The organism is Peribacillus sp. NPDC097197 (genome assembly GCF_050278025.1).
In the GTDB taxonomy this organism is placed as follows: Bacteria; Bacillota; Bacilli; order Bacillales; family DSM-1321; genus Peribacillus.
In genome coordinates, this window is record NZ_JBNNST010000002.1 from 387516 (window position 1) to 402525 (window position 15010).

Sequence of the window (15010 nt, forward strand, 5' to 3'; positions counted from 1 at the left end):
ATAAGGTTCCCTTAATTAGGCATATGAATGCAAACCAGCGATAACCAAATTCACAAATATCAAATTGAATATCATGATGGCAAAACCAATGACCGCAAGCCAGGCTGATTTTTCTCCCTGCCATCCCTTAGACATACGCAGATGTAAAAAGGCTGCATAAAACAACCAGGTGATAAGGGCCCATACTTCCTTCGGGTCCCATCCCCAGAATCGTGTCCAAGCAATCTGGGCCCAAATCATGGCAAAAATAAGTGCCCCGAGTGTGAAGACCGGAAATCCAATTAGAACGGAACGGTAACTGATTTCATCCAGCAAGTTCAAATTAACATTTTTAACAAGCGGTTTTATTAGAGCAGCGACTCTTTTCCGAGAAATCAACCTTATCAAGCCATACAGGACCAGTCCTGCACCAATCGACCATATGACTGTGTTCAGTTTTTTCGCATTGATTATTGCAGGCATCTCCATCAATGGTTGGAATTGTCCCTTTTCAAGCATAACCCCTTCATGAGGACCAACCAAGGCAGGAAGTGTATATTCCTGTTTGGCTGCCATATCTTTTTTATCAACCCAATCAAAACTAGCTTTATAATCCATCATGGAGAAAGTGGAGGATACTATTACAAGTGCAAGTGTACTGACTAACGTATACATGATGATTTCAAGAAAAAATGTCCGTTTACTTGCTTTTGTCTGTTCCACCGATTTAACCAGATAAATGATAGCGGCGATAAAGCTGATGGCAAGAATGGACTGCCCTGCCGCTGCAGTTGTTACATGGATATGTAGCCAATCACTCTGCAAGGCTGGTATGAGCGGCGATATTTCCGTCGGAAACAGACTTGCATACGCAATGATCAATAATGCAATGGGGAGGGCAAACAACCCAAGGACGGGCGTTTTATAAAGAAAGTAAATCAAGATGAATGCCCCTACCATCATCATGCCGAAAAATGTTGTAAATTCAAACAGGTTACTAACAGGTGCATGGCCCGCAGCAATCCATCTTGTAATAAAATAACCCACCTGCGCTGCAAATCCTAAAATGGTCAAGGTGATTCCTAATTTTGCCCAGTTATTTTGTTTTTTCTCCTCTGCTCCTTTTTTATCCTTTATCGAGCCTCCAAAAATAAAGGTCGCAATTAGATATAAAAAGAAGGCCGCATATAATAAATTACCGCTCAAATCAGCCATTTAAAACTTCCCCCTTATTAGAAGATTTCTCCTCTTCTAGTAAATCTGTTGGTTCACAAAGTGGTGTTGATTCAATCGCATTTTTTATATCTTTCTTAATGCCATGCCAGTTTTTATTGGTATGGCCGGCTATCAAAATCTCACTCTCATTTCTTTTAATCCATATACGGCGATGATTCCAATACGAACCTTGGATAACACCTATCATGAAGATAATTCCCCCGGTGAAAAGAATCCACAATGTAAGATCTTTCCTGACAGTCAAAGCTGTAACGTCTTTCGTTTCAACTCCAGCAAAAGCCAGTTTATATGTATTTTCTCCTAATGGTTCCACCGTCTCTTTTATAGCTACGAAACTCACTTCTCCATCTGGTTTATCTGGGGTCTTCATATTAAAGATAAATGCCGGATTATTCGGAACCTTTGATATCGTCGTCGGTTCTCCTTTTTCATCAAATTCGAAATCGGGGAAATAACTCATTAACTCGACAGAATACCCTTTATTCAATTCATACATCTTCTGCGGATTATTCAAATCCACCGTGATATTTCCAAATTTCTCTTCTGTCTCTTTATTGATAAGATTAAAAGACATGGTACTAAGCTCGTCCAATTTATAATCCACCTGATAATAAGCAAAGTGATCGTGTTTCAAGGGTTCATTCACTTTTATTTTAAAATCCTTAACTTTATCAAGTTCTGCTTTTTCACCTGGCAACGCTTCATTTTGACGCTCGAACAATGTCACATCTGCTTCATAAGTCTTAGCTATCGTACCAGTTTTATCAATGGCGGCACTGAATTGCTCGTCTTCTTCATTCTCTTTATCATAGACTTCCAGTGTGAATTCATTATTCTTAAGATAATACTCACCATTTGTACCAGGAATCTCTTTTGTCTCGCCTTCCCTTAGCCAAAGCACTTTATCAATATACATTCCAGGTACTGAGCGTAGTAAAGCCCCAATTAAAAAAATGATAAGTCCGATATGGTTGACGTAAGGGCCCCAACGTGAAAAACGGCTTTTTTCTGCAAGAATGTTCCCATTTTCCTCACGTATATGATAGCGCTGCTTTTTCAACCGCTCTTTTACTTCTTCCAAATCTACTCCCTGGCCCTCAAGCTTCGTCACTCCCGATACCCTTTGTCGCTTCATGAAACCATCATGGCGAGTAATTCCTTGTTTCTTTAAAGACCGATATAATGGGAAAAAGCGGTCGATACTTGCAATCAGAAGGGATATGCCCAACATCGCTATAATGATTAGATACCACCATGAACTGTATAAATTATGAAATCCGAATTCATAATACAACTTCCCTAACGTTCCATACTCCGATTGGTAATGTTCGGCGGGTGTTACAGAAGAAGGGATATACATTTCCTGTGGAAATATTGTTCCGATTGCAGAAGCAACCAAGGCCAGGACTATAAGGGTAACCCCAACCTTAACGGAAGAGAAGAAATTCCAGACTTTATCAATGATCGTTTTGTTATAAGTCTGTGAACGTCTGGCACTTCCCTCATAGCGCATATCAATTAATTTTTTATCTTCTTTATCCAGGATACTCCCGCAAACTTCACAAATTTTTGTACCATATGGATTTACATGGCCACAATCGCATTTTACTTCTTTCATGTCAAAAACTCCCCAGTATTATGGTTTAATTCTCTCCATATGCTTTTGGATGCTCTCTTCTGTCAAGGCTCCGGTAATGATATCTATCACCTTTCCTTCTTTATCTATCAAGAAGGTGACCGGTAAAATATCAACGCGATACGCATTCTCCACTTCCCTGCCTTTATCAATCATGATTGGGAAGGTAAGATTATGTTTTGCAGCATAATTATTGACCGAATATTCAGATTCCCCGACATTGACTGCTAATATCTCAACACCCTGGTCCTTGTATGTTTGATATTGACTTTCCATATAAGGCATTTCGTATTCACAAGGCTTACAATATGTACCCCAAAAGTTCAGGAAAACACCCTGTCCTTTATAATCCGACAACTTATGTTCTTTGCCTGCCATGTCAGTCAAAACAAAATTAGGAGCTTCCTTTCCTTTTTGAAGACTGTCATTCTTATCTTTAGTGAAGTTCGTATAAAGGGCAAACACTAAAGCTGCACCTAATAACAGTAGAATGATGGTCCTGCTCACTAGGCGTCGCTTTTTTCTATCCATAGAAATCCTCCTAAGGCAGCTCTATATTTCACCATACCAATATAACATGTAACACGATGACCATATATTGAAGATTCGTCGACACCTTTTTCGTATCATGAAAGAAAAGGAATTTACAGGCTGTTTTCCACCACCCCATTCAACCGCTTGGATGAATGGGGTAACGGTTTCAACCTGTTAATAAAGAGAAAAAACGTATTACATTCTCCGCTGTTTAGGGTCAGTCGATGCCATCGTCCGCATTAATTTAACTTCATGGGGAGTTAACTCTCTTGAATCTCCCGCAGTCAGTCCATCTAATGTTAAGAAACCATATTGCTCCCGTTTTAATTTAATTACAGGATGGCCTATCGCTTCAAACATCCGACGGACCTGGCGGTTTCTCCCTTCATGGATAGTGATTTCTATAATGGCCGTTTCCTTTTTCTTATCAGTCGTCAGTACTCTGGTCTTAGCTGGAGCTGTTTTTCCATCTTCAAGCATGATTCCTTTTTCTAATTTCCTTAGGCTCTCACGTAAAGGAATGCCCTTCACTTTAGCTACATACACTTTGTCGACTTCATGTTTTGGATGCATGAGTGTATTCGCAAAATCCCCGTCATTCGTTAAAACCAATAAACCGGAAGTATCATAATCGAGACGACCTACAGGATAAATCCGTTCTTGGACGAATGGGAAGTAATCCGTTACGACTTTTCTATTTTTATCATCCGAAACAGCTGAAATGACTCCGCGTGGTTTGTAGAATACGAAATATACAGGTGGTTCTTTCTCGAGTGGGATTTCATTAACCTGTACTTTGTCATTAGGACCTACCTTCACACCTAATTCTTTCACTACTTTACCGTTCACTTTTACCTTGCCTTCTAATATTAGCTCTTCGGCCTTGCGACGCGATGCTAATCCTGCATGTGCTATTACCTTTTGTAATCTTTCCATCTATCTTCACCTCATAGTATAATCATTCGTTTGTTATTGTCTGTACATACACAATCATACAATTATTACATATAGCGAGGCAAAAACAAAAGGTTTTTCGTGAATATGGCCGTTTCTTTTATTATTTCATCCATTTAGGATCTGTTATATAGGCTGGTTTCCATAATGAGTGTAACATAGCTTAATTTTCCATGGCAAAAAAATGTATCCTTTTCTTAAAATCGTAAAATATAGGATATCAATAAAAAAAGGAAATGGATACATCCATTTCCTCGGCTTACTTTGTACCAAAAACAAGCGTGACCACAACCACTGCTGCTATAACCCCGACTAAATCCGCCAATAAGCCAACCTTGAGTGCATCACCCATTTTTTTAATTCCCACTGCTCCGAAATATACAGTCAACACATACAGGGTCGTATCTGTACTTCCCTGGATCGTAGCCGCCAAGCGACCAACAAAGGAATCCGGACCATATACGGAAATCAAGTCACTCGTCATCCCTAATGCAGCCGTTCCCGATATAGGACGGATGATCGCCAGGGGGAAAACCTCAGCCGGGAAGTGAAGAAAGGCTAGAATCGGTTTTAATGCCTGTACGAAGGAATCAAGAGCCCCCGAGGCTCTAAACACCGAAATGGCGACGAGCATTCCCACCAAGAAAGGGATAAGGGAGAAAGACATACTGATTCCTTCCTTCCCCCCCTCTACGAAGGTCTCATAGGTGGGAACCTTCTTATACGTACCGTATAATAAAATCGAGAGAATCAAAAGTGGTATCAACCAAATCGAAATGGCGGTCATCCATTGTAGCATTCCTATTCCCTCCCATTCCGCTTTCTCCTGTAATAAAAGTATCGATCTATCGCTATTCCCCCTACCGCCGAAATGGCTGTAGCCACGATAGTTGGAAACACTATGTCAGTCGGGGAGACGGCATCGTAATTCATCCTTATAGCAATGACGGTCGTTGGGATCAATGTCACACTTGAAGTATTCACCGCTAAAAAGGTAACCATCGAACGGCTTACGGTCGCTTTATTACCATTTAATTTCTTTAACTGCTCCATGGCTTTAATCCCTAATGGTGTCGCTGCATTTCCCAATCCAAACGTATTCGCCATCATATTGGATAAAATATAGCCCATTGCAGGATGATTGGGAGGGACTTCAGGGAATAACCATTTCATTAAAGGCTTGAACAAAACGGATAGTTTTTCGAGCAGCCCCGATTCTTCCGCGATTTTCATTAACCCCAGCCAAAAAACCAGAATGCTCATCAAGCCTATCGAAAGGGTGACAGCTTCCTTGGCGCTAACAAAAAGTGCTTCATTCACCTGATTCATGGTCCCATTAATCATGGCGAATACTATACCGATTACTGTCATTCCAACCCAGATATAATTAACCATTTCTATCTATTCCCAATACTGCTTCGAATAGAGCAGCCCACGAGGATTGAAAAGATTGCTGGTTGAAACTTTCTACAGTTTCACCATAAAAGATGGAACGCGAACCGACCTGTTTTCCATCCAGATAGATATAAGCCTTGCCCACTACTTCCGGAATATTTCGTTTATCTTCCCAACTCTTCTTCGGCTTCAGAAATTTCATTTTAACCTTTATTGAATTCCTTTCGTCCTTAGTAAGAGGATAGGAAAAATCATTTTTGAAATAAACATGCCCTCTATACGTTTTATTCTTTATGTCCTTTATGGCGCCTTCAGGAAGAATTTCAGTCAAACTGTAATTCTTGAAAGCAGATTCATACATATTGATGTGGTCATTCCAATCATCCGGCCCATTCAACGTGACAGCGATAAGATTATGATTATTTTTAGTCGCTGTAGTGACCAATGTCCGCTTTGCAAGTTTAGTATAGCCCGTTTTCCCGCCGGTACAATACTCATATAATTGCGTGAGTAGCCGATTCTTATTTTTCCATACATAATCCCAATTCTCGGTCGAGTTAGGGGCCCGATGTACTTTAGTGCCAGCTATTTTGGCATATGTCTTGTTTTGCATAGCATAACGGGTGAGTAAAGCCATATCATATGCCGTTGAATAATGATTCTTGGTATTATCCAATCCATGAGGGTTCGTAAAGTGGGAGTTCTTCATACCGATTTCTTCCGCTTTTTGATTCATCATCCAAATGAAACCATCAAGGCTCCCTCCCACCTTTTCGCTGATCGCAACAGCCGCGTCATTCCCCGAACGTAACATCAAGCCATAAACCAAATCTTCAAGCTTGATCTTTTCACCTTCTTTCAAATAAAGGGAAGACCCTTCAGTACCAAAAGCATTACTACTGATTGTTACGGTCTCATCCATTTCTCCCGATTCGATAGCTAAGATAGCAGTCATGATTTTCGTGATACTTGCAATTCGGTTCTTTTCGTGAGCATTCACTTCATAAATGACCCTTCCACTTTCTTCGTCCATTAAAATGGCACTATGGGCACTGACGGCTACGTTGGCTTGAACGCTCTGTAATGGTGCTAGAAAAGAAAACATGAGAATGACCATACACAATTTGGGTATTTCTTTATATAGAAAACGCATGAGTGCCCTCCCGTTTCTTTACTTGTTTTTGTACAAGTTTATGCAAATGGACAAGGGTTATGATTAAATAATCGAAGGTCTTTAAAGATAATAGGAAGGGTACAAGCATAATTCAATTAGGTTAAGGTACAAAAAAACGAAAAAAAACCGATGAACAGACATGTTATGTCCATCCATCGGTTTTTCATCTATTAAACTAATAAAGCAGCAATTTCATCGATCTTCTTCGCTCCGAACACTACTTCCTCATCATTGATGATCATAGCCGGAACACTCATAACTTTATACTTTTTCTTAATGTCTTGGAAATTACTGATGTCGACCATCTCAGCTTCAACATTAGGATTTTCAATGGCGATTCTTTGTGCTCCAACTACAACGTCAGGGCAGAAGTGGCACGCTAAAGATACCATGACTTTAATATTTGTCTTCTTGCTAATTGATTTGATTGAATCCCGAACAGCAGCATCCATCGCTTGACCCGGACCAGCAAGATTGTAGATAGCTAAAATGAAGGAGTTCAGTTCATGTCCGCCTGGTACACCGTGATATTTGACCCCACTGTATTCCCCATTCGAATTTAACAGGGAGACTACAGGGAATTTATCGGCATTCACTTTTTCTTCCATATCTTTATTTTCACCTTTATTATATAGCTCAAGATGAAGCTTGTCCCCTAATTCTGCAACATCTAATAAGAAGTCACGTAATTCTACCGATTTGGGTAGGCTTTCATCCACGATTGATACTAAGGTCACGTCATTCTCCATCTTATCGAAGATTCCTTTTAGTTGGCCTCTTAACGTATCGCTCAGTAAGGAGCTCTTACCTGCTGGTGCAGCAGCTTTTTTCTTTTCCTCTTTCTTTTCTTCCACTACCGGCTCATCTTTAATGCCTAAGCGGTCTTTTTCTTCTGCAACATATTTACCCGCATCCGTAGCGGCTATCGCTCCATCAGATACTGCTGTAATGATCTGACGCAAGGACTTCGGTCTCAAGTCACCTGCTGCGTAAACACCCTTTACATTTGTTTTCATATCATCGTCAGTTAGGATATAGCCAGCACGGTCCATTTCAATATGGCCTTGGAAAATGGCCGTTTGAGGTTGATAACCAATGAACACGAAAATGCCAAATGTACTGTCTTCTTCCTTCGCTTCATATTCCCACTCTTCTTTTGTTACGTTATTGATGAAGCGGGCACGTTGAATCATGCCGTCGCCATAAGCACCAAGAATCTCTGTATTGAATTTGACCTCGATTTTCTCATTGGCCATTACTTTATCGACAATGGAAGGGGCACATGAGAAGGCTGATTCGCGGGCGATAATGGTTACTTTTGTTGCAAAGCGAGTAAGGAAAATGGCTTCTTCAGCCGCTGCATATCCTGCTCCAATGACGAAAACTTCCAAGCCTTCAAAGAACTCTCCATCACAGGTTGAACAATACGCTACGCCTCGGCCAGTGAATTCTTCTTCTCCTGGAAACCCAAGTTTTCTTGGGGTGGCGCCCGTTGCAATGATTACAGCGCGTGCATGATAGTCCCCACTAAGCGTTTTTACGATTTTTACTTCCCCAGAGAAATCTACGCCGGTTACATCTGATTTAGCGAACTCCACACCAAAATCTTCGTTTTGAAGTTTCATTTCCTCCACTAGCTTTGGACCTGAGATGTTGCGAATACCAGGATAGTTAGCTATTTCTGAAGTGGTGGCTGCTTGCCCACCGCCAGTTCCTTTTTCAAGGATGATCGTTTTTAATTTTGCTCGACCTGCATAAACTCCCGCAGAAAGACCTGCTGGTCCTCCCCCGATAATCAATAAATCATATATTTTTTCCATAGTTGATCTCCTTGCTGTTTAAAAAATTTTATTTTTAAAGGACAAAAGGCACTTATTGAAGTAAGTGCCTTTTGTCAATCATAGCTGTTTTATATATCAACTAGTTGATATATGTATAGGGAAATATCCTAAAATTAAAGTTTTCCTACTAGGTCAAAGCTTGGCTCTAATGTATCTTCACCTGGAGTCCATTTAGCAGGGCAAACTTTATCTCCATGTTCTGCTACGAATTGTGCAGCTTGAACTTTTCTAATAAGTTCTTCAGCATTACGGCCGATTCCCATGTCATTCACTTCATATGATTTGATTTGGCCTTCTGGATTTACGATGAAAGTACCACGTAAAGCTACGCCATCTTCTTCGACTAATACTCCAAATTGACGAGATAGAGCTAGTGCTGGATCTGCTAGCATTGGGTATTCGATTTTACCGATTGTATCAGTAGCATCTGCCCATCCTTTATGGCTGAAATGAGAATCAGTTGAAACCGAGTAAACTTCACAACCGATTTCTTTGAATGTTTCATAGTTATCTTGAAGATCAGCTAATTCTGTTGGACATACGAATGAAAAGTCAGCTGGATAGAAGAAGAATACAGCCCATTTTCCTTTTACATCTTCTAGTGTCACTTCTTTGAACTCTCCTGATTGGTATGCTTGAACTTTAAAATCTTCAACTTGTTTATTAATTAATGACATATTATTATTCCTCCAGAAAAAATATTTTTTGCTTCCTGTTTATAATAATTATTATTTAGTAACTAGTCAATAAATATAACTTAATAATTGTCATGTTCACATTTTCGACACAACTTTATACTAATATACATAAAAACAAGTTATAATCCCTATGAATGGTCTATTTAACATACCCACATTACTATATCAAGAACTAATATGAAAAATATAAAATTATTTTAGAAGAAATATCACGCCCTAATTCTAATAACAATAATTTACAATTGAGAATATTCACCTGAAGTATTCACTCCCTTTCGGTCCCTAATTTCCTCTTCCTGTCATTTTTCCATACTTTTCATACCCCCGAAAATAATCTAAACGAAAAAGATGGAACCACTATGGCCCCATCCATCCCTTCCTATCTTTTCGCGAGAACTCATTTACTATTCATTGTTGTTTCCAAATCAGTTTTTTTGCTTTATTGAACCGTAATGTGGTTTGCGGCCAATTTATGACATTCCACCATTTTTTTACATAGGCTGCCCTATTGTTCTTATATTGAAGATAATAAGCATGTTCCCAGACATCCAGAACAAGGACAGGGATGGTATCCCATTGTGTCAAAATCATATGTCGCTCAGATTGAAGGATCTCTAACCTACGTGATCGGGGAACCCAGACCAAAATGGCCCAGCCAACGCCTTCCACCTGTTTGGCCGCTTCGCTGAAGTGACTTTTAAAAGCCTCGAAGCTTCCAAAGTCTATCTCAATCTGTTTTAGGAGGTCCCCCTTCGGCTGACCTCCACCTCCGGGCATCATGCCTTCCCAAAATAATGTATGCAGATAATGTCCGGAACCATGGAATGCCGCCTCTCTTTCCCAATGTTTCAAAAGTGAAAAATCATTGGATTCTCTTGCCTTTTTCATCATTAACTCCGCTTTATTCAAACCATCCACATATGTTTGGTGATGCTTATCATGATGCAAGCGCATAATTTCTGCCGAAATGATTGGTTCAAGTGCATCGTATGAATATGGCAAGGGGGGAAGCGTATGTTTCCCGATACCTACAGATCCCTCTGTTTCGTTCTGAGATTGGAACCCATTTGCCCTTTCTTTGATTTCTCTATAAATCCTGTTTATTTCTTCTTCAATCTTTTGTAGTTCTTCATTATCTATATCTCCGGTTTCCAATGTCTTTGTCCATCGTGAAAGCTGTTCCATATTTGCTATCATTCGTCGGTCCTTAATATCAATACTCTCCATGTACCCCATCATTTGTTCGATCCATTCACTGACATCCATCACATACTGTCTTATATCCAATAAGCACACCCTCCAAAAATCTCAAATAAGACATCAACCCATTTTATGCTCCAAATAAAAGAAAAGACCATTAACAAAAAAAACAGCAAGGCTATTAGGCCCTGCTGTTTCCTTATCGAGATTGCAACATCTTAGTTCGATAATCGGTTTCGTAAAACTCCAATTCTTCACGCATGTTCTGGAATCCACTCTCTACGGTCTTAAGAATGGTGATGATACTATCCGGTACCGTTTGATGGAACTTGATGGAGTTTTTCCCTGTATAAGCTGAACGACTGTCTTCAAACCATCGGTCCGATTTTGGTGAAAAGTACTCTTCGATACATTGATGATACACTCTATAAAGCGTCTTTTCCGCAGCAGCTTTATTAAAAACCTCATTTTTAAGAACGATTTGACATGCTTCCAAACCCTCTTCACAACTTACAAGCATTCTTCTTAAACTAGAGAGAATTCCTTTATAATAGCTTTCTTCACCATTTTTTTCCTGTTGCAACTTAGAATAAGTCGTTTCATTCAGAAACTCCTCTAGCTGAGCCACTGTCGTTTCTAAAAAGCTTTTTACATCCTCAAGCTGTGATTTTACCAATGTATTCCCCAACCGTGAACCCTCCTCATAATGATTATGATTGATAAAAGTCTAAATATGTTTTAATATCATATGGTTTAGCTTGTTCAATAGATCTAAACACTTCCTCTAGTTTTGGAAAGTTTATATTTAGAAAGTAACTTGCTAACTCTTTTTCTGAATTTATATATATTCGCTTTCGGCTGGATAAACTTGGTTCTTTGATGAGACAAATCAAAGCGATAATATCAGCCATATAGATATCTCTAGTCAGGCTTTTGAAAACGGGATTTTGAGAATATGGAGTCCAACGGGCGATCATCTCATCGAAGTAACGAAGATACAATACATTCAATACCTTTTCTTCACCGGCCTGTATGTATTTGACAGTGGAACGGTTAAAGAAGTCCTCGGGAGAATTTGATTTTTCTTTTTCAAGCGCATACCCATTGCACGCTACAATGCGCACCTGCAACCCCTCCAAACATCCATTTTTTTCTATATTATCACAAAATCATGAGGATTTGTTATTCGATTGTTTTTTGGAAGTTCTCGAAAAACAGATCAGCTTCTCCGTTTTCGAAGCTTTCTTCCGTATTATCGGCAAGTGGCGGCAACTCGTTTATGGATTTTAGTCCGAAGTAATCTAAAAACTCTTTCGTTGTGCCGTATAAATAAGCGCGACCAGACCCTTCAGCTCTACCGACCTCTTTAATTAAAACTTTCGTAACAAGCGTATGAATAGGACGGTCTGTTTTCACTCCGCGTATCTCATCTATTTCCGCTCTCGTAATCGGCTGTTTATAGGCGATTATGGCCAACGTTTCCAAAGCTGCCTGTGTCAACCCTTGTGAACTGGATGTTTCCACAAGTTTCTTTAAATAATCGGAGTGTTCTTTCTTAGTTGCCAGCTGGAACACACCGGCTATTTCAATAATTTGAATCCCCCGTGTATCCGTGAGATAGTCTTCCTTTAAACTTTCAATGATGTCCGTTGCTTGATATTCTGTGATTTCAAGGACTGAGGCAATTTGCTTGATGGAAAGACCTTCATCTCCGGATGCAAACAAAAGGGCCTCGAGTATCCCTTTCCAATTAATAACTTCCAACTGGTTCTACACCTTCCTTAGCTACAATCATGATTTCCGAAAAATTATCTTCTTGTTCAACTTTAATTTCATTTAATTTCATCAGTTCCAATACCGCTAAAAATGTAATCACTATATGCTCCTTGACTGGCTCTGGAAACAAATCAAAAAAGCTCTTCTTACCTTTAAACGTTTGGAGGTCTGCCATAATTTCTTCCATGCGTTTTTCAATGGAAATCTCTTGTTTCGTCACTTTTGTATAAAGGGGCTTTTGAATCTTTTGCCGGCGAAGCAACTTTTGCAAGGCACCCAACATATCGTAAAGGCTAACATTTAACTCCTGCAATTCACTTTCCGTTTCTTTTACATATTCAGACAGATCACTTGGCGGTTTAGTGAATATCAAGTTCCGTTCTTCTTCCAGTTCTTTGAATTCTTCTGCTGCAGATTTATACTTTTTATATTCCAATAGTTTCTCTACAAGTTCGTCACGAGGATCTTCTTCGAATAATTCCCCATCTTCATCCATCAATAGCTCATCTTCATGCTTAGGCAGCAACATTTTACTTTTGATGGCGAGTAAAGTAGCGGCCATGACTAAATATTCGCTCGCAATATCTAATTCAAGATGCTGCATCGTATGGATATAGCCTAAATATTGCTCTGTGATATCAGCCATAGGGATATCATAAATATCTATTTCTAGACGGTTTATCAAATGAAGGAGTAAATCCATCGGTCCTTCGAATGCATCAATTTTAATATTATAACCCATCAAAATACCCCATTTAAATCTAATTGGCCTTTAATTGGCCTATTTCTTCATTAATCAAGTATAGAGGATTACCGGCCCTTTATCCATTACAAATAAAGCTCTGCTTGATTTAAAGTTTTTTCATGCGGATTTTTTAAATTGGGTCGTTGCCCAATCATATTGATAAAATGAACATAGTCTAAGAATGTAAGATAAGCAGAATAAAGGAGGTACTTATATGGGTGGCAATGCAGGAGGTTTTGGTGGCGGATTTGCGTTTATCGTAGTATTATTCATTTTATTAGTTATCGTCGGTGCTTCTTGGTTATAATTGAAAACTGACGACACAAGCTGATTGCATAGCAATCAGCTTTCCTTATTTTTCTGGACATTTTTTTATGGTACTATGGTATTTATACTTAAAAAGCGGTAATCGTCTAAAAAAGCTTTCTTAACCTAAGGGAAAATAAGGCACAAGGAGGGGTTATTATTGCATTTACCTGAAGACTATCTCTCTTTCCTCATCCATTTTCACGGAACTCGAGATTACTTTGAGTGTCACGAAATACTTGAAGAGTATTGGAAAGAAACAGCTCCTAAAGAACGTGATTCACATTGGGTCGGCCTGATTCAAATCGCCGTTGCCCTATACCATGATCGCAGGGGCAATAATGCAGGGGCTACAAGAACTCTTGCAAAGGCCATATCCAACCTTCATTTAAAAAAAGCCGAGCTGCGACAATTGGGTCTTGATCCCGAAGCCCTGCTCGATTTGCTTCAACAGACACATGAACGAATGTTGCTTAAAAAACCCTATAGAAGCATTAACCTTCCCATTAATGACCCGGAACTACTTGCACATTGCCAAACCTTATGCAAACAGAAAGGATACACGTGGTGCATGGACAGTGATTGTACGAATGTAGGGTTGGTCGATAAACATTTAACACGCGATCGTTCTGACGTTATCTTGGAAAGGGCCAAACAACTTTCCTTAAGGAAATCAAAAATAGAGGACCGCTCATGAGAGCATCCTCTATTTTTGATTAGATAAGTTTTTCAACACTTTTCAATAAAACTTTCCGTATGCTCGTTTGCCTTTAATTCTTTGTCAGGGTATTGTTCCTTCACTGACCTAACCATTTCTTTGCCTATCCCTTGCTTACGGAAAGAAGGATTTACAGATATATGTTGAATCTCGATGAAATTGGAACTTGTCTCTATTCCAATCAAGCCGACGATTTCTTCATCTTTCCATAAGAACAACTGCAAATTTTCATCTGTTTCATAATTCTTCATGGTATTCCGAAGCACTTTTATCTCTTTTTCATTTGGCATGAAAGATAATAACCCCATGGCAAACTTTTCATAACTTTTCTTATACTTAATCAACATAATATCCCTCGTTACTAAATAACGTTTTTTATTATTTACCTGTTTATCTAGTTTATACACTTTGATGATTACTCTCACTTATGACATTTACATCATACATAAAAACTTTATTCGTTTCAACATCACTTTCAGCACTTGAATTATAGATTCCCTAGTGCTACGCGATAAATGTCCAGTAGATAATTCCCCATATCAAAGCCACAACAAGCATCATAAGTAAAAGTGTTTTATTACTCCTTCTCATCCCATACTCCCTTTATTTTTATGAATAACTATTTAAATATCGAATTCATTCTACTATAACTTAGCACATTTTGACAAATCCCCTTGCAATCTCGCTCTGTTTTTACTACATTGATAAAGGATATAATGGTTTCATGGCCTGTATCTTCATTACGAATGATGGAAGATCGTTCAGCTACTTTAATAGGGACTAATTTTTGGTGAAAAAAATTAATAAAAACTGTATCT

General features: G+C 39.1%; 17 protein-coding genes. 2 read left to right on the top strand and 15 right to left on the bottom strand.

Features of this window, described 5'->3' with window-relative positions; genetic code table 11:
* Positions 1 to 15 precede the first annotated feature (15 nt).
* The 14 genes from ccsB to ACQKL6_RS04360 form a co-directional block, all read right to left on the bottom strand.
* A complete protein-coding gene (gene ccsB, locus ACQKL6_RS04295; RefSeq protein WP_427650641.1) occupies positions 16 to 1194 on the bottom strand; it encodes a c-type cytochrome biogenesis protein CcsB in 1179 nt (392 codons plus the stop codon).
* Entirely contained in the window at positions 1187 to 2833 is a 1647-nt protein-coding gene (resB, locus tag ACQKL6_RS04300; RefSeq protein ID WP_427650643.1) for a cytochrome c biogenesis protein ResB, read from the bottom strand. The genes ccsB and resB overlap by 8 nt, the downstream gene beginning before the upstream one ends.
* Positions 2834 to 2851: 18 nt before the next feature.
* The gene (gene resA, locus ACQKL6_RS04305) at positions 2852 to 3382 is read right to left on the bottom strand and encodes a thiol-disulfide oxidoreductase ResA (protein ID WP_402956650.1); all 531 of its coding nucleotides are present in this window, start codon (positions 3380 to 3382) and stop codon (positions 2852 to 2854) included.
* Positions 3383 to 3580: 198 nt separating this feature from the next.
* Complete coding sequence (locus ACQKL6_RS04310) at positions 3581 to 4321, bottom strand: pseudouridine synthase (protein ID WP_402869246.1); 741 nt, start codon at positions 4319 to 4321, stop codon at positions 3581 to 3583.
* A gap of 277 nt (positions 4322 to 4598) precedes the next feature.
* The gene (locus ACQKL6_RS04315; protein WP_407406941.1) at positions 4599 to 5138 is read right to left on the bottom strand and encodes a spore maturation protein; all 540 of its coding nucleotides are present in this window, start codon (positions 5136 to 5138) and stop codon (positions 4599 to 4601) included.
* 2 nt (positions 5139 to 5140) lie between these two features.
* Entirely contained in the window at positions 5141 to 5734 is a 594-nt protein-coding gene (locus ACQKL6_RS04320; protein ID WP_402869248.1) for a nucleoside recognition domain-containing protein, read from the bottom strand.
* Positions 5727 to 6887, bottom strand: coding sequence for a D-alanyl-D-alanine carboxypeptidase family protein (locus ACQKL6_RS04325; protein WP_402869250.1), 1161 nt, complete (start codon positions 6885 to 6887; stop codon positions 5727 to 5729). Before ACQKL6_RS04325 ends, ACQKL6_RS04320 begins: the two co-directional genes overlap by 8 nt.
* 191 nt (positions 6888 to 7078) lie before the next feature.
* The gene (locus ACQKL6_RS04330) at positions 7079 to 8728 is read right to left on the bottom strand and encodes an FAD-dependent oxidoreductase (protein ID WP_427650645.1); all 1650 of its coding nucleotides are present in this window, start codon (positions 8726 to 8728) and stop codon (positions 7079 to 7081) included.
* Between the two features lie 134 nt (positions 8729 to 8862).
* Positions 8863 to 9426 (bottom strand): alkyl hydroperoxide reductase subunit C, encoded by a 564-nt coding sequence (ahpC, locus tag ACQKL6_RS04335; protein ID WP_402869253.1) that lies wholly within the window; start codon positions 9424 to 9426, stop codon positions 8863 to 8865.
* A gap of 429 nt (positions 9427 to 9855) precedes the next feature.
* The gene (locus tag ACQKL6_RS04340; protein ID WP_427650646.1) at positions 9856 to 10734 is read right to left on the bottom strand and encodes a superoxide dismutase; all 879 of its coding nucleotides are present in this window, start codon (positions 10732 to 10734) and stop codon (positions 9856 to 9858) included.
* 112 nt (positions 10735 to 10846) lie between these two features.
* Positions 10847 to 11335, bottom strand: a complete 489-nt coding sequence (locus tag ACQKL6_RS04345) for a YpuI family protein (RefSeq protein ID WP_402869256.1) — start codon at positions 11333 to 11335, stop codon at positions 10847 to 10849.
* A 22-nt stretch (positions 11336 to 11357) separates the two neighbouring features.
* Complete coding sequence (locus ACQKL6_RS04350) at positions 11358 to 11771, bottom strand: hypothetical protein (RefSeq protein WP_402869258.1); 414 nt, start codon at positions 11769 to 11771, stop codon at positions 11358 to 11360.
* A gap of 58 nt (positions 11772 to 11829) precedes the next feature.
* Entirely contained in the window at positions 11830 to 12411 is a 582-nt protein-coding gene (scpB, locus tag ACQKL6_RS04355; RefSeq protein WP_402869259.1) for an SMC-Scp complex subunit ScpB, read from the bottom strand.
* Positions 12398 to 13165 carry a segregation/condensation protein A gene (locus ACQKL6_RS04360; protein ID WP_402869261.1) on the bottom strand — a complete coding sequence of 256 codons (768 nt, stop codon included), beginning with the start codon at positions 13163 to 13165 and terminating at the stop codon, positions 12398 to 12400. Before ACQKL6_RS04360 ends, scpB begins: the two co-directional genes overlap by 14 nt.
* A 217-nt stretch (positions 13166 to 13382) precedes the next feature.
* Here ACQKL6_RS04360 and ACQKL6_RS04365 point away from each other — a divergent pair, with 217 nt between their 5' ends.
* Both ACQKL6_RS04365 and ACQKL6_RS04370 read left to right on the top strand, forming a co-directional pair.
* Entirely contained in the window at positions 13383 to 13475 is a 93-nt protein-coding gene (locus tag ACQKL6_RS04365) for a YjcZ family sporulation protein (RefSeq protein ID WP_402869262.1), read from the top strand.
* A gap of 159 nt (positions 13476 to 13634) precedes the next feature.
* Positions 13635 to 14171, top strand: coding sequence for a DUF309 domain-containing protein (locus tag ACQKL6_RS04370; RefSeq protein WP_402869264.1), 537 nt, complete (start codon positions 13635 to 13637; stop codon positions 14169 to 14171).
* A gap of 32 nt (positions 14172 to 14203) precedes the next feature.
* Here ACQKL6_RS04370 and ACQKL6_RS04375 read toward each other — a convergent pair whose 3' ends face one another.
* On the bottom strand, positions 14204 to 14539 hold the full coding sequence (locus ACQKL6_RS04375; RefSeq protein ID WP_402869266.1) for a GNAT family N-acetyltransferase: 336 nt from the start codon (positions 14537 to 14539) through the stop codon (positions 14204 to 14206).
* Positions 14540 to 15010 lie beyond the last annotated feature (471 nt).

What these genes read in the sequence shown, in the direction of transcription:
- ccsB (WP_427650641.1), bottom strand. Translation starts at nt 1,194, where the DNA reads ATGGCTGATTTGAGCGGTAATTTATTATATGCGGCCTTCTTTTTATAT.
- resB (WP_427650643.1), bottom strand. Translation starts at nt 2,833, where the DNA reads ATGAAAGAAGTAAAATGCGATTGTGGCCATGTAAATCCATATGGTACA.
- resA (WP_402956650.1), bottom strand. Translation starts at nt 3,382, where the DNA reads ATGGATAGAAAAAAGCGACGCCTAGTGAGCAGGACCATCATTCTACTG.
- ACQKL6_RS04310 (WP_402869246.1), bottom strand. Translation starts at nt 4,321, where the DNA reads ATGGAAAGATTACAAAAGGTAATAGCACATGCAGGATTAGCATCGCGT.
- ACQKL6_RS04315 (WP_407406941.1), bottom strand. Translation starts at nt 5,138, where the DNA reads ATGCTACAATGGATGACCGCCATTTCGATTTGGTTGATACCACTTTTG.
- ACQKL6_RS04320 (WP_402869248.1), bottom strand. Translation starts at nt 5,734, where the DNA reads ATGGTTAATTATATCTGGGTTGGAATGACAGTAATCGGTATAGTATTC.
- ACQKL6_RS04325 (WP_402869250.1), bottom strand. Translation starts at nt 6,887, where the DNA reads ATGCGTTTTCTATATAAAGAAATACCCAAATTGTGTATGGTCATTCTC.
- ACQKL6_RS04330 (WP_427650645.1), bottom strand. Translation starts at nt 8,728, where the DNA reads ATGGAAAAAATATATGATTTATTGATTATCGGGGGAGGACCAGCAGGT.
- ahpC (WP_402869253.1), bottom strand. Translation starts at nt 9,426, where the DNA reads ATGTCATTAATTAATAAACAAGTTGAAGATTTTAAAGTTCAAGCATAC.
- ACQKL6_RS04360 (WP_402869261.1), bottom strand. Translation starts at nt 13,165, where the DNA reads ATGGGTTATAATATTAAAATTGATGCATTCGAAGGACCGATGGATTTA.
- ACQKL6_RS04365 (WP_402869262.1), top strand. Translation starts at nt 13,383, where the DNA reads ATGGGTGGCAATGCAGGAGGTTTTGGTGGCGGATTTGCGTTTATCGTA.
- ACQKL6_RS04375 (WP_402869266.1), bottom strand. Translation starts at nt 14,539, where the DNA reads ATGTTGATTAAGTATAAGAAAAGTTATGAAAAGTTTGCCATGGGGTTA.